The sequence below is a fragment of the Ancylobacter polymorphus genome (assembly GCF_022836935.1).
GTDB lineage: Bacteria > Pseudomonadota > Alphaproteobacteria > Rhizobiales > Xanthobacteraceae > Ancylobacter > Ancylobacter polymorphus_A.
Window position 1 is genome coordinate 454,599 of the sequence record NZ_CP083239.1, and the last position, 21,111, is coordinate 475,709.

Annotated in this window: 19 protein-coding genes and 2 tRNA genes; 13 read left to right on the forward strand and 8 right to left on the reverse strand. The window is 68.2% G+C overall.

Annotated features, from left to right (window positions below; genetic code table 11):
• Positions 1-19 precede the first annotated feature (19 nt).
• On the forward strand, positions 20-3,031 hold the full coding sequence (locus K9D25_RS02055) for an autotransporter outer membrane beta-barrel domain-containing protein (protein ID WP_244378770.1): 3,012 nt from the start codon (positions 20-22) through the stop codon (positions 3,029-3,031).
• Between the two features lie 134 nt (positions 3,032-3,165).
• On the opposite strand, the gene K9D25_RS02060 is transcribed toward K9D25_RS02055, so the two are convergent.
• The 4 genes from K9D25_RS02060 to K9D25_RS02075 form a co-directional block, all read right to left on the reverse strand.
• A complete protein-coding gene (locus K9D25_RS02060; RefSeq protein ID WP_244378772.1) occupies positions 3,166-4,329 on the reverse strand; it encodes an osmoprotectant NAGGN system M42 family peptidase in 1,164 nt (387 codons plus the stop codon).
• Positions 4,326-6,017, reverse strand: coding sequence for an N-acetylglutaminylglutamine synthetase (ngg, locus tag K9D25_RS02065; RefSeq protein WP_244378773.1), 1,692 nt, complete (start codon positions 6,015-6,017; stop codon positions 4,326-4,328). Before ngg ends, K9D25_RS02060 begins: the two co-directional genes overlap by 4 nt.
• A 16-nt stretch (positions 6,018-6,033) precedes the next feature.
• Positions 6,034-7,809 carry an N-acetylglutaminylglutamine amidotransferase gene (locus K9D25_RS02070; RefSeq protein ID WP_244378774.1) on the reverse strand — a complete coding sequence of 592 codons (1,776 nt, stop codon included), beginning with the start codon at positions 7,807-7,809 and terminating at the stop codon, positions 6,034-6,036.
• A gap of 184 nt (positions 7,810-7,993) precedes the next feature.
• Positions 7,994-8,686, reverse strand: coding sequence for a TetR/AcrR family transcriptional regulator (locus K9D25_RS02075; RefSeq protein ID WP_244378775.1), 693 nt, complete (start codon positions 8,684-8,686; stop codon positions 7,994-7,996).
• Positions 8,687-8,767: 81 nt separating this feature from the next.
• Here K9D25_RS02075 and K9D25_RS02080 point away from each other — a divergent pair, with 81 nt between their 5' ends.
• The gene (locus K9D25_RS02080) at positions 8,768-9,508 is read left to right on the forward strand and encodes an SDR family NAD(P)-dependent oxidoreductase (RefSeq protein ID WP_244378776.1); all 741 of its coding nucleotides are present in this window, start codon (positions 8,768-8,770) and stop codon (positions 9,506-9,508) included.
• Between the two features lie 255 nt (positions 9,509-9,763).
• Here K9D25_RS02080 and K9D25_RS02085 read toward each other — a convergent pair whose 3' ends face one another.
• On the reverse strand, positions 9,764-10,480 hold the full coding sequence (locus tag K9D25_RS02085; protein WP_244378777.1) for a hypothetical protein: 717 nt from the start codon (positions 10,478-10,480) through the stop codon (positions 9,764-9,766).
• Between the two features lie 54 nt (positions 10,481-10,534).
• Here K9D25_RS02085 and K9D25_RS02090 point away from each other — a divergent pair, with 54 nt between their 5' ends.
• The gene (locus tag K9D25_RS02090) at positions 10,535-12,163 is read left to right on the forward strand and encodes a glycosyltransferase (RefSeq protein ID WP_244378779.1); all 1,629 of its coding nucleotides are present in this window, start codon (positions 10,535-10,537) and stop codon (positions 12,161-12,163) included.
• Between the two features lie 144 nt (positions 12,164-12,307).
• Positions 12,308-12,775, forward strand: coding sequence for a hypothetical protein (locus tag K9D25_RS02095; protein WP_244378781.1), 468 nt, complete (start codon positions 12,308-12,310; stop codon positions 12,773-12,775).
• A gap of 35 nt (positions 12,776-12,810) precedes the next feature.
• Here K9D25_RS02095 and rnk read toward each other — a convergent pair whose 3' ends face one another.
• Both rnk and K9D25_RS02105 read right to left on the reverse strand, forming a co-directional pair.
• A complete protein-coding gene (gene rnk / locus K9D25_RS02100) occupies positions 12,811-13,242 on the reverse strand; it encodes a nucleoside diphosphate kinase regulator (protein WP_244378783.1) in 432 nt (143 codons plus the stop codon).
• A gap of 394 nt (positions 13,243-13,636) precedes the next feature.
• Positions 13,637-13,711: transfer RNA gene (locus K9D25_RS02105), tRNA-Thr, on the reverse strand.
• Positions 13,712-13,965: 254 nt separating this feature from the next.
• On the opposite strand from K9D25_RS02105, the gene K9D25_RS02110 reads away from it, so the two are divergent.
• The 9 genes from K9D25_RS02110 to K9D25_RS02150 all read left to right on the forward strand — a co-directional run bounded on the left by K9D25_RS02110 (position 13,966) and on the right by K9D25_RS02150 (position 19,965).
• Positions 13,966-14,157 carry a hypothetical protein gene (locus K9D25_RS02110; RefSeq protein WP_244378785.1) on the forward strand — a complete coding sequence of 64 codons (192 nt, stop codon included), beginning with the start codon at positions 13,966-13,968 and terminating at the stop codon, positions 14,155-14,157.
• A gap of 165 nt (positions 14,158-14,322) precedes the next feature.
• Positions 14,323-15,612: a UDP-N-acetylglucosamine 1-carboxyvinyltransferase gene (murA, locus tag K9D25_RS02115; protein WP_244378787.1), complete on the forward strand. Its 1,290-nt coding sequence runs from the start codon at positions 14,323-14,325 to the stop codon at positions 15,610-15,612.
• A 105-nt stretch (positions 15,613-15,717) separates the two neighbouring features.
• Positions 15,718-16,197, forward strand: a complete 480-nt coding sequence (locus K9D25_RS02120; protein WP_244378791.1) for a DUF2948 family protein — start codon at positions 15,718-15,720, stop codon at positions 16,195-16,197.
• Positions 16,198-16,380: 183 nt separating this feature from the next.
• The gene (hisD, locus tag K9D25_RS02125) at positions 16,381-17,673 is read left to right on the forward strand and encodes a histidinol dehydrogenase (protein ID WP_244378793.1); all 1,293 of its coding nucleotides are present in this window, start codon (positions 16,381-16,383) and stop codon (positions 17,671-17,673) included.
• Between the two features lie 10 nt (positions 17,674-17,683).
• Positions 17,684-18,178 carry a UPF0262 family protein gene (locus K9D25_RS02130; protein ID WP_244378795.1) on the forward strand — a complete coding sequence of 165 codons (495 nt, stop codon included), beginning with the start codon at positions 17,684-17,686 and terminating at the stop codon, positions 18,176-18,178.
• A gap of 83 nt (positions 18,179-18,261) precedes the next feature.
• Complete coding sequence (locus K9D25_RS02135; protein WP_244450769.1) at positions 18,262-18,669, forward strand: low molecular weight phosphatase family protein; 408 nt, start codon at positions 18,262-18,264, stop codon at positions 18,667-18,669.
• 94 nt (positions 18,670-18,763) lie between these two features.
• The gene (locus K9D25_RS02140; RefSeq protein WP_244378797.1) at positions 18,764-19,387 is read left to right on the forward strand and encodes a Maf-like protein; all 624 of its coding nucleotides are present in this window, start codon (positions 18,764-18,766) and stop codon (positions 19,385-19,387) included.
• Entirely contained in the window at positions 19,384-19,596 is a 213-nt protein-coding gene (yacG, locus tag K9D25_RS02145; RefSeq protein WP_244378799.1) for a DNA gyrase inhibitor YacG, read from the forward strand. Before K9D25_RS02140 ends, yacG begins: the two co-directional genes overlap by 4 nt.
• A 293-nt stretch (positions 19,597-19,889) precedes the next feature.
• Positions 19,890-19,965 (forward strand) — tRNA-Phe (locus tag K9D25_RS02150).
• 61 nt (positions 19,966-20,026) lie between these two features.
• On the opposite strand, the gene K9D25_RS02155 is transcribed toward K9D25_RS02150, so the two are convergent.
• Positions 20,027-21,109: a tyrosine-type recombinase/integrase gene (locus K9D25_RS02155; protein ID WP_244378803.1), complete on the reverse strand. Its 1,083-nt coding sequence runs from the start codon at positions 21,107-21,109 to the stop codon at positions 20,027-20,029.
• Between the last annotated feature and the right edge of the window lie 2 nt (positions 21,110-21,111).

The window sequence follows — 21,111 nt, forward strand, 5'->3', positions numbered from 1 at the left end:
GAACGGGAATTACGGGAAGATGGGAAAGCTTGAACGCCGGGTGAGCCGCGGGCGCACCGTCGGGAGAATCGCGGCCGGCGGCGCGCTCGTCGCTGCCTTCTCGGGCCTCGCCCCGCAGGCGCAGGCGGACTGCGTGCGCAACGATACTGTGGTGACCTGCGCGACGGCCTCGCCGGCCGGCTATGAAGAGATCGTCACCAGCGGCCGCACCGACCGGACCGTCAACGTCGCCGCCGATGTCGCCGACGGCATCGAGATCCAGCTCCTGCAGGGCGGGAATATCGATTTCCACCAGAAATCCGGCACCATCACCAACAATTACGGTGACAGCGTCTATCTCAAGACCACCGATGGCAAAGTCACCGGTACGTTCGGCAACATGTCCACCAAGGACAACGCGCTGGAGATCGTGGCGTCGGAAATCGACATCACCGTCGATGGTTCGATCACCGGCACCGGTTTCGCCTCCTCCGGTGTTAACTTCTACGATGTCGGCTCGGTGAAGATCACCAATTCGGGCGGCGACGCCAACGCCATCAGCGGCAATTCGGCCGGGCTCAATGTCTGGCATGCCGACAGCTTCACGCTCATCAACGAAAACGGCAGCAAGATCACCGGCACGACCAAGAGCAGCGACGGTGTCTTCGCCAACGACATCGACGGGAATATCTCGATCTCGAACGACGGCAGCTCGATCACCGGTTCAACCGCCTTCGGCGCCTGGTTCAGCAGCGGCGACCTGACCATCGAGAACGGCAGCGGCACGATATCGGGCACGTCTTACGGCATCGACATCTACGATCTCGGCGGCAGCGCGAAGGTCAGCAATGGCAGCGGCACCCTTGCCGGCGTCAGCTCCAGCGGCGCCTCCTTCGTCACCATTGGCGGCGATGTGGAGGTGAAGAACGGCACGGGCGGCAAGATCACCAGCTCGAAGGACTATGCCCTGCTCGCCTATCTCGTCGAGGGCGACACGCTCATCGAGAACAGCGGTGGCCTCATCGCCTCGGCCAAGGGCGGCATCTATGCCGACGGCGCCAGCGTGACCATCATCAACCGACCCGGTCTCGACGCCGAGGAGATTGAGCAGTTCGGCTTCATCACCGGCGGCATCGTCATCGACAGCGGGGCTTACTCGGCGAAGGACGACACGGGCGGCGCCACGCTGACCAACGAGGCCGGGGGCATCATCATCAGCCAGGCGCTGCCGGTGCTGGACGGCGAGATCACCCGCGAGCAGATCGCCGCCGCCTCGGCGGTGACGGTGGTGAAGGCCACGGGCGGGCGGATCGCGATCGCCAATGACGGCATTCTCATCGGCCGCGTCCAGCTCACCAAGTCGGACGACGTGTTCGAGAACACCGGCGGCTGGGTGGTCAGCGGCGTCAATGATTTCGGCTCCGGCCAGGACGCGCTGACCAACAAGGGCACCATCTACGCGGCGGCCCTCGCCGACACCGCCGAGACCACCCGCTTCGACGGGCTGGAAACCTTCACCAACCAACGTATCTTCAGCCTTGCCGATGGCGGGGCCGGCGACACGGCGGTGTTCGCGGGCGATGTCGCCTTCGCCAAGGGCGCGACCTACATCATCGATGTCGGCCTTGCCGGGCAGGCGGACCTGATCAGCGCCGAAGGCAAGGCGACGATCGATTCCGGCGCCGCGATCCGCCTGCGCGCCGTGGACGAAATCGCTTTCGGCACCGACTACCGCGTGCTCAGCGCCGCTGGCGGGGTAACCGGCAATTTCGGCGAGGTCGACGGCGAGGTGGAGGTCTCGGCCTTTGTCGGCCTCACCTCTCTCAATACCGGCTACGACCTTTATGTCCGCTACGATCAGGTGCGCGACTTCACCGCCGCCGCCGCAACGCGCGACCAGTTCGCCGTGGCGAGCGCGCTCGACACGCTGCCGGGCAAGGAGCCGACGGGCACCCTGCGCAACGCGCTGGCCTTCCTTACCACCGACGCGCAGGCGCGGGGCGCCTTCGACCAGCTCGCGGGCGAGGTGTACGCCTCCTCGCAGAGCCTGTTCGTCCAGCAGAGCAGCCTGATCCGCAACGCGTTGATCGACCGGATGCGGGCGGCGCAGGGGGCAGTGGGTGCCTCCGCCGCGCCGGTGCTGGGCTATGCGCCGGCGCCGGGCAGCAGCCCCGCCGCGCGGGCCATCGACGACGGGCTTGCCACCAAGGCCACTCCCCTCGCGGCGACCACGCCGGAACGGGCGCTATGGGCGACCGGCTTCGGCTCCTGGACCGATTTCGACGGCAGCGCCGACGCCGCCGGCTTCAACGGCTCGACGGGCGGCTTCCTCATGGGCGGGGATGCCGGCTTCGACGGCGGCTGGCGGCTCGGCGTGGCGGGCGGCTACAGCGCCACCTCATTCAGCGGGTCGGGCGCCTCCGGCGACAGCAACAACTGGCATATCGGCGCCTATGGCGGCAACCAATGGGGCGCGCTCGCCCTGCGCGCCGGCCTCGCCTATACGTGGCAGGACGTGTCGACCTCGCGCTCGGTCGCCTTCCCCGGCTTCGCCGACAGCCTGAGCGCGGATTATCACGCCGGCCTGTTCCAGGCCTTCGGCGAGCTCGGCTACCGGCTGGAGACGGCCTTCGCCGCCTTCGAGCCCTTCGCCAACCTCGCTTATGTCAGCCTTGACACCGACAGCGCGGGCGAATGGGGAGGCGCGGCCGCGCTCGCGACCCGCGGCAACGACATGGAAACCAGCTTCACCACGCTCGGCCTCAGGGCCGAGAGAGACATGGTGCTCGGCAGCTTCGCGACCACGCTGCGCGCCTCGGCCGGCTGGCGCCATGCCTTTGGCGACATCACTCCGGTGGCGACGCAGGCCTTCCTCGGCTCGGCGACGTTCGACACGACAGGCGTCGCTCTCGCCGAAGACGCTGCCGTGGTGGAAGCGGGGCTCGATGTGCATGTCGGCGCCGGCGCCACGCTCGGCGTCGCCTATACCGGCCAATATGGCGACGACGTCACCGAGAACGGCTTCAACGCCAGTTTCAAGCTGAGCTTCTGACGGGAACACCGTAATCCGGCGGATGCGGGTCCGCCGGTCTTCGCGGGACGGGCGCTCACACGGCACCGGCCCGTGGAGGGCCCCGGGTCGCATGGGCGGTGCGCCCCGGGGATGACTTTTCCGCCTCCGGGCGTCTATTCCGCGAGGTCCTCGCTCTCGACATCGGAGGACAGTTCCTGCACCGCCTCGCGCGTTGGCTGGCGGGTGAAGCCCTTGAGGTCGGCGGTCGGCTGGAAGTCGCGGGTGATCTCCACCGGGCTGACGACATAGGCGGTCACCAGTTCCGCCAGCGAGCGCAGCGCGTGCATGTGGATGCGCTCATAGCCGTGGGACGCATCGACGCCGAAGGTGATGAGCGCGGTGCGCACATCCGCCCCGGCGACCACGGCGCTTGCCGAATCCGAGCGGTAGAAGCGAAAAACGTCCTTCTGGTAGCGAATGTCGTTGGCGCGGCACAGTTCCACCAGCTTGCGGGTGAGGTGATAGTCGAACGGCCCGCTCTCATCCGCCATGGAAATCGTCACGCCGAACTCGTCGGAATTCTGCCCCGGCGCGGTGGTGCCGTTGTCGATCACGACAAGCGAGGCGACATCGGCGGTGAGCACGGCGGAGGCGCCGACCCCCACTTCCTCGGCGATCGAAAACAGCCAGTGAATATCGACCGGCGTTTCCGCCTTCGCCTCGTGCAGCGCCCGGATCGCCGCCAGCATCACCGCGACGCCCGCCTTGTCGTCGAGATGGCGCGAGACGATGAAGCCGCTGTCGAGGAACTCCGGCTGCGGGTCGATGGCGATGATGTCGCCGATCTCGAAGCCGAGATGATGCAGATCCGCCGCGTTGCGCGCCCGCGCATCGACCCGCATTTCCACATGCTCCCAGCCGACCGGCAGATGGTCCACCTCCTCGTTGAAGGTGTGGCCGGAGGCCTTCAGCGGCAGGATCGTGCCGCTATAGCTGCCCTTCTCGGTAAAAACCGTGCCGCGCGCGCCTTCGGCGAAGCGCGCCGACCAGGTGCCGATCGGCACGAGCGACAAACGACCATTCTCCTTCAGCGCCTTCACCTGTGCGCCGAGGGTGTCGACATGCGCCACCAGCGCCCGCGCGCCCAGCGGCGTGCCGCCGGGGCGGACGGCGCGGATGGCACCGCGCCGGGTGAGCTCCACCTTCAAGTCGAAATGGGCGAGTTCCTTGGCGACGAAGCGGACGATGGTGTCGGTGTAGCCGGTGGGGCTGGGGATGGCGAGCAGCCGGCGCAGCACCTTGGCGAGATAGTCCGCGTCGATGGTCAGCCGCGTCATGCCTCCGCCCTCCCCTGCGGCGCGTCCATGGCGTGACGCACGCCGGCCGGAATGGCGAGGGGGAACAAGAGGTCAATGAAGCGCTCGGCGGTGGGCTGCGGTTCGTGGTTGGCGAGCCCGGGACGTTCATTGGCCTCGATGAACGCATAGTCCGGCCCGGTGGGCGATTTGACCATCAGATCGACGCCGACCACGGGAATGTCGATGGCCCGCGCCACCTTGATGGCGGCCTCCACCAGGGTGGGATGCACCATGTCGGTGATGTCATGGATGGTGCCGCCCGTGTGCAGATTGGCCGTGCGCCGCACCTTCAGCTCTTTGCCGGAAGGCAGGACATCCTCCATCGAGAAGCCGGCATCGCGCACCGTGCGTTCCGTCTCCCCATCGCAGGGAATGCGCGATTCCCCCGAGGTCGCAGCGGCGCGCCGGCGGCTTTGCGCCTCGATCAGCGCGCGCACCGTGCTGCGGCCGTCGCCGACCACCGTGGCCGGGCGGCGGATCGCGGCGGCGACCACGCGGTAATTGATGACGACGAGCCGCACGTCCTCGCCCTCGACGCATTGCTCGACCAGCACCTCGCTGCAGTAGTTGCGCGCCTCGGCGATGGCGGCGTCGAGCTCGTCCAGCGAGGCCACCCCGACGCTGACGCCCTGCCCCTGCTCGCCGCGCGCCGGCTTCACCACCAGACGGCCATGGCGCTTGAGGAAGGCGGCGATCTCCTCCATCGGCGCGCTGGTGGTGAGCTGCGCCGGCACCCGCACGCCCGCCTCGGCGACGATGCGGCGGGTGATACTCTTGTCGTCGCAGATCGACATCGCCACCGCCGAGGTCAGTTCCGACAGGCTCTCGCGGCAGCGCACGGTGCGGGCGCCAAAAGCCAAGCGGAAGAACCCGCCGGCGGGGTCGATCGGCTCCACCAGAATGCCGCGCCGGCGTGCCTCGTTGATGATGATCTGGGCGTAGGGGTTGTAGCCTTCGCTCGGCTCCGGGCCGGCGAACAGCTTCTCATTGATCGGGTTCTTGCGCTTTACCGTGAAGAAGGTCACCCGCTCGAAGCCGAGCTTCTCATAGAGCGCGATGGCCTGCGCGTTGTCGTGCATCACGGAGAGATCGAGAAAGGCCGCGCCCTGCTCCGCGAAGCGCTCGGCGAGGCAGCGCACCAGCGCCTCGCCAATGCCGGGTTGGCGCGCCTGCGGGTCGACCGCCAGACACCAGAGCGAGGTGCCGCGCGCCGGATCGTCGAAGGCGAGGCGGTGATCGACGCCCGTCACCGTGCCGACGATGCGCCCCGTCGCCTCATCCTCGGCCACGAGATAGGTGAGCGGGTCGGGCGCGCGCGGCGACTGGAAGAACTCCAGCGGCACCGTCACCATGCCGCGCGAGGCATAGATGCGGTTGATGGCGTCGGCATCCGCGCCCGTTTCCAGCGGGCGAATGCGAAAGCCCGCCGGCGGCCGGTCGGATGGGCGGTAGCGGGCGAGATCGAGCCGGAAGGTGTGCGAGGGATCGAGGAACACTTCCTGCGGCGCGTGCGAGAGCAGCACATGCGGCTCCTCGACATAGACGGCGATGTCGCGCCGGTCCGGGCCTTCCTCGCGCAGCGTGTCGACGAGATCGGGCAGGCTGTCGAAGGTCTGGCCGAAGATCAGCCGGCCCCAGCCGACATTGAGAGCGCAATTGCGTGTCATATCGCGTCCCTCCCGCTCAGACGCCGTGCGACTGGAGCCACATTTCCAGCAACGCCACCTGCCAGAGCTCCGAGCCGCGCAGCGGCGTGATGTGGGAGACGGGATCGGCGAACAGAGTGTCGAGATAGTCCTGCCGGAACAGGGAGCGCTCGCGCGCCGCCTGCGAGCCGAGTACGTCGCGCACCATGTCGAGATAGGGGCCGGAGATGTATTTGAGCTGCGGCACCGGGAAATAGCCCTTGGGCCGGTCGATCACCTCGTGCGGCACGACCAGCCGGGCGGCCTCCTTCAGCACGCCCTTGCCGCCCTGCGCCAGCTTGAACTCCGGCGGAATGGTGGCGGCGAGTTCCACCAGCTCATGGTCGAGGAAGGGCACGCGCGCTTCCAGCCCCCAGGCCATGGTCATGTTGTCGACCCGCTTCACCGGATCGTCGACCAGCATCACCTGCGAATCCAGCCGCAGCGCCCGGTCCACCGGGGTCGCCGCGCCCTCCGCCAGCAGATGGGCGGCGACGAGGTCGCGGCTGACATCGCTGTCCGCCAGCCATTGCGGATTGAGCTGCCGGGCGAGCGTGGCATGGTCGCGGTCGAAGAAGCCGCGCGCATAGTCGCCCACCACGTCGTCACTGTCGGCGAGCGGAGGGTACCAGTGATAGCCGGCAAACACTTCGTCCGCACCCTGGCCGGACTGCACCACCTTGATCGACTTCGAGACCTCGCGCGAGAGCAGGTAGAAGCCGATATTGTCATAGGACACCATCGGCTCGGACATGGCGTGGATGGTGTCGGGCAGCGCGCCCATCAGGTCGGCGGACGGCACGAAGATCTTGTGATGGTTGGTGCCGAAGTGCTTCGCGATGAGGTCGGAATAGACGAACTCGTCGCCCTTCTCGCCATTGGCCTCCTCGAAGCCGATGGAATAGGTGGCGAGATCGCGCTGCCCCTCCTGTGCCAGCAGGCCGACGATGATCGAGGAATCCACCCCGCCCGACAGCAGCACGCCAACCGGCACATCCGCCACCATGCGCCGGCGCACGGCGGTGCGCAGCGCGTCCAGCACCCGGTCGCGCCAGTCATCGGCGGAGAGGGTGACATCCTCCGCCCGGCGTTCATAGGGCGGGCGCCAATAGACGCGCTCGGTGAAGGTGCCGTCCGGCGTATAGCGGCGCACTGTCGCCGGCGGCAGCTTGCGCACGCCCTTGAGAATGGTGCGCGGCGGCGGCACCACGGCGTGGAAGCTCATATAGTTGTGCAGGGCGTCGCGGTCGATCGTTGTGTCGACATCCCCCGCCGCCAGCAGCGCCGGCAGGCTGGACGCGAAGCGCAGGCGCTTGGTCCCTTCCGTATAATAGAGCGGCTTGATGCCGAAACGGTCGCGCGCCAGCACCACCGCCCCGCTGTCGCGCTCGGCGATGGCGAAGGCGAACATGCCATGAAAGCGCTCGACGCAGGCCTCGCCCCAGGCGTGATAGGCCTTGAGGATGACCTCGGTGTCGCCGTGCGAGAAGAAGCGGTAGCCCTTCGCCTCCAGCGCGGCGCGCAGCTCCGGATAATTGTAGATGCAGCCATTGAAGGTCAGGGTCAGCCCGAGTTCGGGGTCGACCATGGGCTGTGCGGCCTTGTCGGAGAGATCGATGATGCGCAGGCGGCGATGGCCGAAGGCGACAGGCCCCCGCGCTTCCAGCCCGGCCCCGTCTGGTCCGCGCGGCGCGAGCACATCCATCATGGACGCAATGGCACGCGCATCGGCGAAGGACCCATCAAAGCGAACGTCTCCGGCAATTCCACACATACGGCTCTCGGTCTCCTGTGGCTGGGGCATCGGCCCGGGAGCGGTGGCATCGTCCGATCCGACCTACTCCGATAGGGATAAGCACCGGGGGCGCGTTTCGTTTCATCGCGACCAACGGCTTTCGAGCCGAGGGCGCGCTGTGTCCTATCGTTACGCGGCTAAGAAACAGGCTGGGGGAGGTCGATCAGGGCGCCGCCCCGCCGGGCGCGGCCTCGGCCTCACGCGCCTGCCGGATGCGGGCGTCGACGCCCTGAAGCGCGACCTCGGCCACCGCTTCCAGATCCGCCCGGCCGACGCCGTCGCGGGCGAGAAGCGACATGCCCCCCTGCACGGTCTGGAGGAAGCGGGCAAGGGCGTGGCAATCGAGGCCGGCGGGCAGTTCGCCTTCCGCAACGCCGCGCGCCAGCCGCGCGGTGAGCCGTTCCAGCGTGGTTTCGCGGGCGGTGCGCAGACGGTCGCAGAGCGCGGGATGCGCCTCGCCATCCACCGCCGCGAGCGCCACCATGCAGCCATGGGGAATGTCGGCGCGACAGCCGGTCAACGCCGCGGCGGAATCGAACAGCAGCGCCGCGACCGCCTCGCGTGCCGTTGGCGCCGCCTGGAAGCCGGCCCAGACCAGCCCCTCATAGCTCTGCCCGTAATGGCCGAGCGCTTCGACATAAAGCGCTTCCTTGCAGCCGAAAGCGGCATAGAGGCTGGGGGCACCGATGCCCATGGCGGCGGTGAGATCGGCGACGGAGGTCGCCTCATAGCCCTTGGTCCAGAACAGCCGCATCGCCTGCGCCAGAGCCGCGTCGCGGTCGAAGGCGCGCGGGCGTCCCCGGCTGCGGGCCGGGCCGGCGGGACGGTTCGAGGCGGGGCCGTCTGAATTCTGCATCGTTCGATATATAAAGGCTTGACCGTCCCGATCAATCGCTTTAGCCATTTATGTATCAATCACTATATAAATGGATCGATCATGAGTGAACTGGCTGGAAAGCGCGCTTTGGTAACGGGCGCCTCGCGTGGCATCGGGGCGGCCATCGCCCTGGCACTGGCGGAAAAGGGCGCGGATGTCGCGCTCACCTATGAGCGCTCGGCCGAGCGCGCGGGAGAGGTGGTAAGCCGCATCGAGGCGCTGGGCCGGCGCGGGCTGGCGATCCAGGCCGACAGCGCCGATCCGGCGGCGGTGAAGCGCTCGGTCGACGAGGCGGTGGCGGGGCTCGGCGGGCTCGACATTCTCGTCAACAATGCCGGCATCGCCCGCCAGGGCCCGGTGGCGGAGATCAGCCTCGCCGATCTCGACGCGCTGCTGAACGTCAATGTGCGAGCCGTGGTGCTGGCCTCGCAGGCGGCGATCCCGCATCTGAAGGCCGGCGGCCGCATCATTTCCATCGGCTCCTGCCTCGGCGAGCGCGTGCCCTTTGGCGGCGTGACGGTCTATTCCATGACCAAATCGGCGCTGCTGTCCTTCACGCGCGGCCTCGCCCGCGAGTTGGGCCCGTCCGACATCACGGTGAATGTGGTGCAGCCCGGCGCCACCGACACCGACATGAACCCGGCCGATGGCGAGCACGCCGACGGCATGCGCGCCCTCACCGCGCTGGGCCGCTACGGTGCGCCGGCCGATATCGCGGCGGCGGTCGCCTTCCTCGCCAGCCCCGCAGCACGGCAGATCAGCGGCACCGCCCTGACCGTCGACGGTGGCTTCAACGCCTGACCCAGCCATCCGCGCGCCCATTTACGGGGCCGGCGGCAAGGCGGGCCGCAAAGGCCCAGGGGGAAAGCCCTAAACCACACGGCCGGGAGGCGATACGCATCGCCTCCCACTCCCTCATCCAGCGATCGCGCGCGGGAGGGAAATGGGGGCTTTCGGTTGACGACCGGAGGCACGTGGCCTACGAGTTGCAGATTATACCATTTCGCATTATCGACACTCCTTCGCCTCGCCGCTCTTTCTCTGCGCCCACAAGGCTCATTTTGCGCAATGTCGACCGATGAATCTCGCGTCCGTTATTGGCTTTTCGGCGAAAATACGCAGAATTTCGGCGATTATATTTCTGAATACTTGATATCGCACCTCTTCTTCGACCATCGGCCCGGCACGTCCGGCATCCACATCATCGGCAGCGTGATCGACGACATCTTCGTCCCGCCGCACGCCGCCAGGGAACGCCCGGTCGTGTTCTGGGGATGCGGCGTGCGCGAACCCGGTGGTCTGTCGCAGGCAAACCGGCCATCGACCGAGATTCGCGCCGTACGAGGGCCGCTGAGCGCCGCCGAACTCCAATTTGGCGCCGATGTGCCGCAAGGCGACCCGGCGTTTCTCCTTCCCGCGCTTTACCGCCCGCGAAAGCTGGAGGCGCTGCGCGGAAAAACCCTTTGCATCCCGCATTTCCATGACACGCGCGACGATGAGGCTCTTCGCGCCGCCTCGGGCTGCGATGTGGTGGTGCGCACCACGATCGCGCCGTCGGAAAAGGCACTGACCTATGTCATCGATGCGATCTTCTCCGCCGATTTCGTGCTCGCCTCGGCCATGCACGCCTGTCTGGTCGCCGCGGCCTATCGGCGGCCTTTCGCCTTCTGGAGCGGAAAGAACATCGACCTGCCGTTCAAATGGCGCGATGCGGCGCTGTCGCTCGACATCCCCTGCGTCTTCGTTTCCCATATCGACGAGGGCCGGCGCCATTATGCCGAGGCCATAGCGCCGGCGATCCGGCTGCCGGACATGCGGCCGAGCCTGATGCGCGCCCCGCTGCTGGTGCGGGCGTCGGGGCTCGCCGCAGTCCTGCGCTGGTACCGGGACAATCCGCTCGCCGACGGGCCCGCCGACCCGTTCGAAGACAGCGAGGCGCTCGCCCGCTTCGCGACGGAGCAGCAGGCGCTGTTCGACAGCATCGTGGCGGAACCGCTCCGCCGGCCGGAGCCGGCGCAAGCGCCTGAGGCCCCTCCCCGCCCCGGACCTTTACCCCGGATGCTGTTTGAAAAGGACGGCACGCCGAGGCTGGCCCTGCGTCGCCTGCTGTTCCACACCAGCGGCAAGCCGCGCCGCCTGCTCCGGCTCTGGTTCATGCGCCATGGCGCGCCACCCCGCCTGCTCCAGCCCTGGATGCGAAGCGAGGCCTACCGCGCCTTGCCCAAGGCGTTTGGCGTTCACGCCGCCGCGAGACCTCGTGCCGACGGCCCCGGCATCCCGGACGCGGCCTCGGCCGTGCTGCCGGAGCGCCCATTGGCCGGCATACCGATCGTCGAAGACCGCCCCCGGGTGCTCATCATCGACGGCACCTATCCCACGCCCGACCGGGATTCCGGCTCCATCGACGCGGTCCATTTCGTGCGGATCTTCAGGGAACTCGGATACAGCGTCTATTTCTGTGCCACCGGCAGTTTCAGCTCCGGCGCACTGGACGCCGTTCAGAGCGACGCCAAGGTGCGCCTTCAGCATCTCGGCGCGATCGTCGTAGACGATGTCTATGCGCGCAGCCCCGACGATTTCATCCGCGCGAATAGCTTCCTGTTCGATCTCTTCTTTCTGTCCCGCGTGTATGCCGGCGGGCACTTCTATGAGACGATACGCGCACACGCCCCAGAGGCACGGATCCTCTTCAATACGGTGGATCTGCATTTTCGGCGGGAAGATCGAGAAGGCCGGCTCGAAGACAACCCGGCCAAGATCGACGCCGCACGCGCGACCCGCGAGAGAGAACTGCACCTTGTGCGCCAGGCGGACGCAGCCCTCGTTGTCTCGCAGGACGAGCTGACGCTGCTGCGCAGAGAAGCGCCGGAGGCCCGCGTCCACGCCTTCCCGCTGATCCGCGCTATTGCCGGCCGGGACACCGATTTTGCCGCCCGGCGCCATATCGGGTTCGTCGGCGGCTACAAACACCAGCCCAACATCGACGCCGCGCTCCACTTTCTGGAGGCGATCTGGCCGCGCATCCGTGGAGAACTGCCGGAGGCTCAGTTCCACCTCATGGGCGCCGACATGCCCGATTGCCTAAGCGCCCGGACGGATCCCGGCCTGGTGATCGTGGGACATGTGCCGGATTTGCGCGCCGCTTTCGAGGACATGCGGCTGACCGTGGCGCCCCTTCGCTATGGCGCCGGCGCGAAGGGCAAGGTGCTGTCCAGCCTGACCCATGGCGTGCCCTGCATCTGCACCTCGATCGCCGCCGAAGGGATGCAGTTGGGCAGCGACGGGGGCATTCTGGTCGCCGACGCCCCCGAGGACTTCGCCGCGCTGGTGGTGCGCGCCTATCGCGACGAGCCCTTGTGGCAGCAGCTTTCGGCCGATGGGCTGCGCCGCGCGGAGGAACATCACAGCTTCGCCGCCGGCCTCGCCCGTATGACCGCGATCATCAAAAACCTTTAGCATCGGGGAACGGAGCCTGGCGGAGCTGCGGCGCGAGGGCGATCACCCATGCCGTAGCCATCCGCGCTCATCCCCGCACAGCGGCTCCGGCCTTTTCATCCACCATGCCCTATAATCGCTACAGCTTTGCCGTAGGCCGCAGGCATGAACAAACCCGTCCCCGTGCCGCCCGCCATTAATCGCCTCCTTTATGGGGCGGCGTTCGCCTGCGTCCTCATCATCGTGGTCCTCTCACTGCTCCCTGCCGAGGAGATGCCGCGCACGGGCATTCCCGATGGCACCGACCATTTCATCGCCTATTGGGGCACGGGCGGCCTGATGGCGCTCGCCTTCCGGGGGCGCGGCGCGGTGCTGGCGCTTGCGGGTCTTGCCCTGGTCGGCCTTGGCGGCCTCATGGAGGTGCTGCAGCAGCTCTCGCCCGGCCGCTCCACGACATGGAGCGACTTTCTCATGAGCGGCGGAGGGGCGCTTGCCGGCCTCCTCATGGGGACCATAGCGGCCCGCATCATCAGCTATGGGCGCCGGCAGTACAGCGAGCGCCTCGACAGCCTGCCCCACCTCGGAGCCCCCATGCCGCCGACGCCTGCGCCTGTTCGGCGCGGGCGTCCGTGAGCCGGTAAACCGCCTGTCGGATGAGGCCGGCCCCCTCAGGAGCCGACACCCGCCATCTCGTTGCTGACGGCCTCCTCGTCCGCCTCCACGCTGACGACCGTGAGCGTATGGACCGTGCCGTCACGGGCCGTCCACTTCATCGACTGTCCCCCTGAGAGCCCGATCAACGCCACGCCCATGGGTGTCATCACGGATACCTTCCCCGCCAGAATATCGGCCTCGCCGGGGAGAACGAGCGTCACGGTGCGGTCGTCGCCGTCATCGGTGGTGAACCTGAACCGCGAGCCGAGGCGCACGAAGGGCGAGCCCGGCTTCTGCGTGGCCACAACCCGCGCCCGGTCCAGCTCGGTGTACAGCTCCTCGGCAAGGTCGGGATGGCGCGACGCATAGCTGTCCGCCAGCTTCGTCAGGCGTGCGTGGTCGTCGCTTGTGATGAGGATGGCCGGCTTGCGGCTGGCGAGTGCCATTGAAGTCTCCAATTGAAATGACCGCAGCGCGCGGCGCGCGCTTCGCGTGTCGTTAGTCTGATGATGTGGATTGTGCCGCCCAAGGCGGCTTCGCGACCTACAGCCTGAGACCGCGCGCCCCGGTGCCAGGGCGCAGGGCGGCCCAGCCGGGGGCTAGTGTCCCGCGATGGGACACACCCGAAAATGCTGATATTGTGCGCGTGCGATAGGCATGCCCAGAAGGTGGGGGTAGCTTTCCCCAAAGTCAAATCCTGAACGAGCAACCTCGGGCGGGCAACCTCGTTCAGCTTTGTCGACCGCCCAAGCTAAAACGGCTGCGAGCACCGTTCTGCAGCAAGAGCGGCCACAAAAATCTCGATATCTCAATAAGTTCTTGATTTTTCAGGAACATGAATGGTGCTGCGAGAGAGGATTGAACTCTCGACCTCTCCCTTACCAAGGGAGTGCTCTACCACTGAGCTACCGCAGCGCCGGCTCTCGGTGGGCAGGGCCACCAAGGCGCGGGGACGTTTGCCACAGTGTGCCGGTCGGCGCAAGCGTCCGGCGTGCAAATCCCCAAAGCCTGTGCATGCCGTGGACAAGCCGGCGCGCGGCGGCGCCCTCAAGGCCCCTCCCCCGCCGGGCGCGGGCCGGCCCTTCCGCCCATAGCCGGGGCACAGTAGAAGATCGGATCACCGGCAAACAAGGCGCGCCGGTGGCGAAACGCGACGCGGAGGCGACGGGATGAGTGGCGAGGGGGAAACCGAGCGGGCCGAGCGGCTCGCCGCCGCGCTGCGCGCCAATCTCGCCCGGCGCAAGCAGCAGGCGCGCGGGCGTCGGGAGAGTCCGCCGGCAACCGAGGCGACCGATGCCTGCCAGCCACCGCACGCCGGAGCGCGGCCGCAGACGCCAGCCCCCTCCGACGGCGAGGGTTGAGCGCGCGTTGTCGCAGGCCGCGCCCCGCGCTAAAGATGACGGGAACAAGGATGGGGCGCCACGAATCGGCCCCATCGCCCAGACATGCCGCTGCCGACAGGCGCCGGACGCGACCGGATCGCGCGGGTCGCGCCGCTGTCGCGCGCTGAAGGAGTACCTGACCTCATGGACCGCATCCGCATCGTCGGCGGCAATCCGCTCAACGGGACGATCCCGATCTCCGGCGCCAAGAACGCCGCCCTGCCGCTGATGGTCGCCGGCCTGCTCACCGACGAGAAGCTCATTCTGGAGAATGTCCCGCGTCTGGCGGATGTCTCGCAGCTGCAGCGCATTCTCGGCAACCACGGCATCGACATCACGGTGAACGGCAAGCGGCGCGGCGACGACGCCAATGCCGGGCAGACGCTGGAAATCGACGCGCGGGTGATCGTCGACACCACCGCGCCCTATGAGCTGGTGTCCAAGATGCGGGCCAGCTTCTGGGTCATCGGCCCGCTGCTTGCGCGGATGGGCGAGGCCAAGGTCTCGCTGCCCGGCGGCTGCGCCATCGGCACGCGCCCCGTCGACCTGCATATTGCGGCGCTGGAAGCGCTGGGCGCCGAGATCGAGATCGATGCGGGCTATGTGCTGGCCCGCGCGCCGAAAGGGCTGAAGGGCGGCCGCATCGTCTTCCCGAAGGTGACGGTCGGCGCCACCCATACCGCGCTGATGGCGGCGAGCCTCGCCGACGGCGAGACGGTGATCGAAAACGCCGCGCGCGAGCCGGAGATCGTCGATGTCGCCGACTGCATCAACGCCATGGGCGGGCGCATCGAGGGACAGGGCACCTCCACCATCCGCATCACCGGCGTGCCGCGGCTGCGCGGTGCGCGCCACAGCGTGCTGCCCGACCGTATCGAAACCGGCACCTATGCCATGGCGGTGGCGATGACGGGGGGCGACGTGCTGCTTTCCGGCGCGCGCGCCGATTTGCTGGAGACGGCACTCGACACGCTGCGCGAGGCGGGGGCGGAGATTTCCGTTTCCAATGAGGGGCTGCGGGTGAAGCGCAACGGCGCCGGCATCTCCCCGGTGACGGTGACGACGGAGCCTTTCCCCGGCTTCCCCACCGACCTTCAGGCGCAGCTGATGGCGCTGACCACCCGGGCACGCGGCACCTCGCACATCACCGAGACGATCTTCGAGAACCGCTTCATGCATGTGCAGGAGCTCGCCCGGCTCGGCGCCCGCATTCATCTCGACGGCGAGACCGCCACCATCGAGGGAGTGGAGCGGCTGAAGGGCGCCCCGGTCATGGCCACGGATCTGCGCGCCTCGGTGTCGCTGGTCATCGGCGCGCTCGCCGCCGAGGGCGAAAGCATGATTCACCGCGTCTACCACCTCGATCGCGGCTTCGAGCGGCTGGAGGAGAAGCTCTCCGCCTGCGGCGCCGAAATCGAGCGCCTGGCGGGCTGAGCCCGGCTACGCAGTCTTCCGCAGCCTCTTGGACGTCCGCAACCCCTTGCCGGAGCGGGGTTGCGGCGCCATCTGTGCCGCGAGTGAGGCGGCGGAGAGAATGACATGGCCGGTTTGAAGCTGGTGGCGCTGGACAGCGAGGACCTCGCGGTCCTCTCGGTGCATCTGCAGGACGCGGTGGTCGCGATCGGCGACATGACCTTCCTGCCGAAGGAGCGGCGCTTCGTGCTGCTCGCCAACCGCTTCGACTGGGAAAAGGCGATCCAGGCTGAGGCGATGGCCGATGCCGACGCCCCCATCGGCGCGGCGGCGGCCGCCGCCGGCCCCTGCGTGCGCCGCCGGGCCGGGCTGCGCTTCGAGCGGGTGCTGGGCGCCCGGGTGCGCGGCATCGACCTCAAGAAGAAACAGGGCGTGCTCAACCTGCTGGCGGTCACGTTCCAGGAAATCGACGCCCCCTCCGGCATCGTCACCTTCCTGTTCTCCGGCGGTGGCGAGGTGCAGCTCGATGTCGAGTGCATGGAAGCCGGGCTGGAAGATCTCGGCCCCGCCTGGGACGCCAAGGGCACGCCCTGCCACGAGGCGTGAGAGCGCAGCAGCCGGCCGCGCGCTCCCTTGCGAATGTCCTTGTCTTCGGCAAGCCCGGTTGCGATAGGACAGGGGAACAGGCAGCGGCGCCCCGCGCGACCTGACGCCCCCGCGGCGTCGGGGCGACGGCCGGGAAGAGAGGCTGCTGCCGACGTGCCGCTTGCCGACCCGTAGGACCCCGCCATGCCGCTTCGCCTCGACACCCGCTCGCCCGATTTCTCCGAGCGCTTCCGCGCCTTTCTCGGTACCAAGCGTGAAGTGTCGGCCGATGTGGCGGAGGCCGTGGCGCAGATCATCGACGCGGTGCGCCAGCGCGGCGACGCGGCGCTGATCGACTTCTCCAAGACCTTCGACCGGGTGGACCTCGCCACGCTGGGCATAAGGGTGACGACGGACGAGATCGCCGCCGCCCGCCGCGCCTGCGATGCCGCGACGCTGGAGGCGCTGAGCTTCGCCCATGAGCGCATTCGCGCCCATCATGCGCGCCAGCTGCCAACAAGCGGGCGCTATGTCGACGCCGCCGGCGTCGAGCTCGGCCATCGCTGGACGCCGGTGGACGCGGTCGGGCTCTATGTGCCCGGCGGCACGGCGGCCTACCCCTCCTCCGTGCTGATGAACGCGGTGCCGGCCAAGGTGGCGGGCGTCGCCCGCCTCGCCATGGTGGTCCCGGCGCCGGACGGCGTGCTCAACCCGCTGGTGCTCGCCGCTGCGGAGCTCGCCGGGGTCGACGAGGTGTACCGTGTGGGCGGGGCGCAGGCGATCGCCGCGCTGGCCTATGGCACGGAAACCATCGCCCCTGTCGCCAAGATCGTCGGCCCCGGAAACGCCTATGTCGCCGCCGCCAAACGCCATGTCTTCGGCACGGTGGGCATCGACATGGTGGCGGGCCCTTCCGAGGTGCTGGTCATTGCCGATGGCGAGCAGAACCCCGACTGGATCGCCGCCGACCTGCTGGCCCAGGCCGAGCACGACACCGCCGCCCAGTCAATCCTGATGACCAACGACGCCGGCCTGGCCGATGCCGTGGTGGCGGCGGTGGAACGCCAACTCGCCACCCTGCCCCGGCGCGACATCGCGGCGAAGAGCTGGGACGAGTTCGGCGCGGTCATCCTTCTCGCCAGCCTCGATGAGGCGCCGGCGCTGGCCAACCGCATCGCCCCCGAGCACCTTGAAATCATGGCGGCGGAGGCCGAGGCGCTGGCCGACGCGATCCACCATGCCGGCGCGATCTTCCTCGGCGCCCACACGCCGGAAGCGATCGGCGACTATGTCGGCGGCTCCAACCATGTGCTGCCGACCGCGCGCTCGGCGCGCTTCTCCTCCGGCCTCGGCGTGCTCGACTTCATGAAGCGCACCTCGATCCTCAAATGCGGGCCGGAGCAGCTGCGCGCGCTCGGCCCGGCGGCGATCGCGCTCGGCGAGGCGGAGGGGCTCGGCGCCCACGCCCGCTCGGTGGCGATCCGCCTCAACCTGTGACGGGGCGGCGATGGGCGACCCGGATCCCCATGCCGAAACCCGCCGCCTGTCGGCGGTGACGCTGGACGGCGCTTCCATCGGCCGCTCCAATGTCGATGTCGAGCATGAACGCGCCGTCGCCATCTATGACCTGCTGGCGGAAAACAGCTTCGCCCCGCTCGGCGACACCGCCCCCGGCCCCTACCGGCTCGCGATTGCCCTAAATGAGGGCCGCCTGGTGCTCGACGTCACCCGCGAGGACGGCGCGCCGGTCGTGCAGCATCAGCTCTCGCTCAGCCCGCTGCGGCGCGTGGTGCGCGATTATTTCATGGTCTGCGAGAGCTATTATTCCGCCATCCGCACCGCCAGCCCGTCGCAGATCGAAGCCATCGACATGGGCCGGCGCGGCCTGCACAACGAGGCCTCCGAATTGCTGCGCGAGCGGCTGAAGGACAAGATCGCCCTCGACTTCGGCACGGCCCGGCGCCTGTTCACGCTGGTCTGCGCGCTGCACTGGAAAGGCTGAGCGTGGCGCCGCCCGGCTCCGCCGACGCCTCCCCCGGCCCCGCGCCGGCCGCTCGCCGCGAGCGGCCTCAATCGGTTCTGTTCATGTGCGGGCAGAACTGCGTGCGCTCGCCCATGGCGGCGGTGCTGGCGCGCCATCTGTTCGGGCGCTCGCTCTATGTCGGCTCCGCCGGGGTGATGAAGGGCGAGACCGACCCGTTCGTCACCGCCGCCATCGACGAAGTAGGTCTCGACCTCTCCCGCCACCGGCCGCAGACGCTGGAGGAACTGGAAGAGAATGAGGGGCTCGGCTTCGATCTCGTCATCACCCTATCGCCCGACGCCCATCACCGCGCGCTGGAACTGACCCGCACCAACGCCATCGACGTGGAATACTGGCCGACCCCCGACCCGACGCTCGCCAGCGGCAACCGCGAACAGCGGCTCGACGCCTATCGCGAGGTTCGCGACGAGCTGGAACGGCGGATCCGCGCCCGCTTCCGCCCGAAATGAGCCGGCGGCGGCAAGGCCGTTCCGTTTTCCCCGCACATGCTCTAGCTTGCCGGCCGATTGCCCCGCCGGCCCGCCGGCGCAAAGGAGTGACCGCGTGAGCGCCCGCCCGACACTGGTGCTGGCCTCGGGTTCGCCGCGCCGCCTGGCGCTGCTGGCCCAGGCCGGAATCGAACCCGACGCCCTTCTGCCCGCCGATATTGACGAGACGCCCGAACGCGGCGAGCTGCCCCGGCGGCTGGCGCTGCGGCTGGCCCGCGAGAAGCTGGACGCCGCCGATGCGCGCCGCCGCGCCATGGACCAGCATGAGGGCGCTTTCCTGCTCGCCGCCGACACGGTGGTGGCGGTGGGACGCCGCATCCTGCCCAAGCCGGATATTGCCGAAGAGGCGGCGGACTGCCTGCGCCTGCTCTCCGGCCGCGCCCACCGCGTCTATACCGGCCTCGCGCTGATGACGCCGAAGGGCGGGATACGCACGCGCCTTGTCGAGACCCGCGTGCGCTTTAAGCGCCTGTCGCGCGAAGAGATGGACGCCTATGTCGCCTCGCGCGAATGGGAGGGCAAGGCCGGCGGCTACGCCATTCAGGGCCTTGCCGGCGTATTCGTGGTCAAGCTGGTCGGCTCCTACACCAATGTGGTCGGCCTGCCGCTGGCGGAAACCGTGGCGCTGCTGGGGGGCGAGCGTTTCCCGATCTATAAGCGCTGGGGCCACCCGGAATGAGCGCCGACATTGCCGGCCCAAGCGGCAAGCCGTGCCCGATCTGCGGCAAGCCGATGGTTGAAAAATACCACCCCTTCTGCTCCGCCCGCTGCGCCGATGTCGATCTCAACCGCTGGCTGACCGGGGTCTATGCGATCCCGGTCACGGAAAACGACGACGAGGACGGCGAGGAGCCTTCCCTCGCCCCCAAGCCGCCGCGCGAGGGCTGAAGGGGGACTTTCGGGCGGCGTCCGGCCCCGATACCGCTCTGTTGCGGCACGGGCCGATGCATGTGCGGCCGGCCCCACGCCCAACATCTCCGGCGTTGCCGAATGCCCGCGGGCGACGAGCGGCGAACGACGCTCCATCTGAAACGGCGCCGGGCGCGACGGTGCGGGGCGAGCCGACCATCGGTGACACGGCTGGGGAAAGGCTGAATTTCCGTTTCATGACATATGGACAGGCCGCAGCCGAGACTCTATAACCCGCCCGCTCCGCACGGCTTGCAGCCGTTGCCGGCTACGCCCAGGTAGCTCAGTTGGTAGAGCATGCGACTGAAAATCGCAGTGTCGGCGGTTCGACTCCGTCCCTGGGCACCATCTAACCCCTTGATATCGCTAGACTTTTCAGCGCAGGGGGCGGTGTTTTTCAGCCAGTTTGTCATATTTTCTGACCCGGTTTGACAGCCCTTGTTCTGCGGCTGTTCACTTCGTGGCCGAAGCGGCCGGCCACCTCATCCATCTTTTTCGACAGGTCCGAGCCCTGCGCGTACATCTGCGCCATGGCCTCGGTCTTCTGCCCGAGCGCGTCGGCGATGGTGCGCAGGTCGGCCCCGCTCTCGCGCAGAATCGCCGCCACCGTGTGCCGCAGGCCGTAGAGCGTCAGCCCCTCGCCGATGGCGCCAGCCTTCTCCAGCGTGTGCTGCAGCTTCATCCATGACGAGTTGAAGCCGGAGACGGTCCACGGCCGGCCGCGCGAGTTGGCGCACAGGGTGATGGCCGAATGCGCCGGCGCCGCCGCGAGAATGTCGCGCAGCGGGTCGATGACGGGCCAGATGACGCCTTCCTCGGTCTTCGACCTGCTGGTGTTGATCCGGCCGCCGGTATAGGCCGTGCGCGGCAGGGTGAGCGCATCCTTCGGCCCGAGCCCGGTAAACATCATCAAGGCCAGCGCCGGCAGCATATGCGCGGGAGCGGCATCGAGCACCGCGTGGCGCTCTTCATCGGTCCAGCGGCGATTCTGCTTCGGCAGGCCCTTGGGGCGGCGAATGCTGCGGATGCCCTCCGCCGGGTTCTCCTTCACGTGGCCGCGCTCCTTGCCCCAGGCGAAGAGCAGGGACAGGACGGTCTTGAGATAGTTCGCGAACCAGCGCTTGTGCTTGGCCTCGGCCTTGTCACGCAGCTTCACCACGAAGGGCGGGGTGAAGCGCGTCAGCGGCGTATCTTCAATGGGCTTGAGATAGTCGAAGACACGCTGATAGCCGGCGCGCGTCGTGCGGGTCAGGCGCTCGAGGAAATCCTTGCTCCCACGGTACTCCTTGATGAGAGCCCCCAGCGTGCCGGGGCGGGTCGTGCTGGCACGGTCCTGCAGTGCCGTGATGCGGGCACACTCCGCCAGAAACGCAGCGGTGCCGATCGGGGCCTTCACAAGATCAACCGGCATACGGGAAGCGCGGTGATAGCACCGCATCTTCCCGTGCCGGTCCTTGAAGATCTGGAAGCCTTTGACGTGCACCACGGTCATGG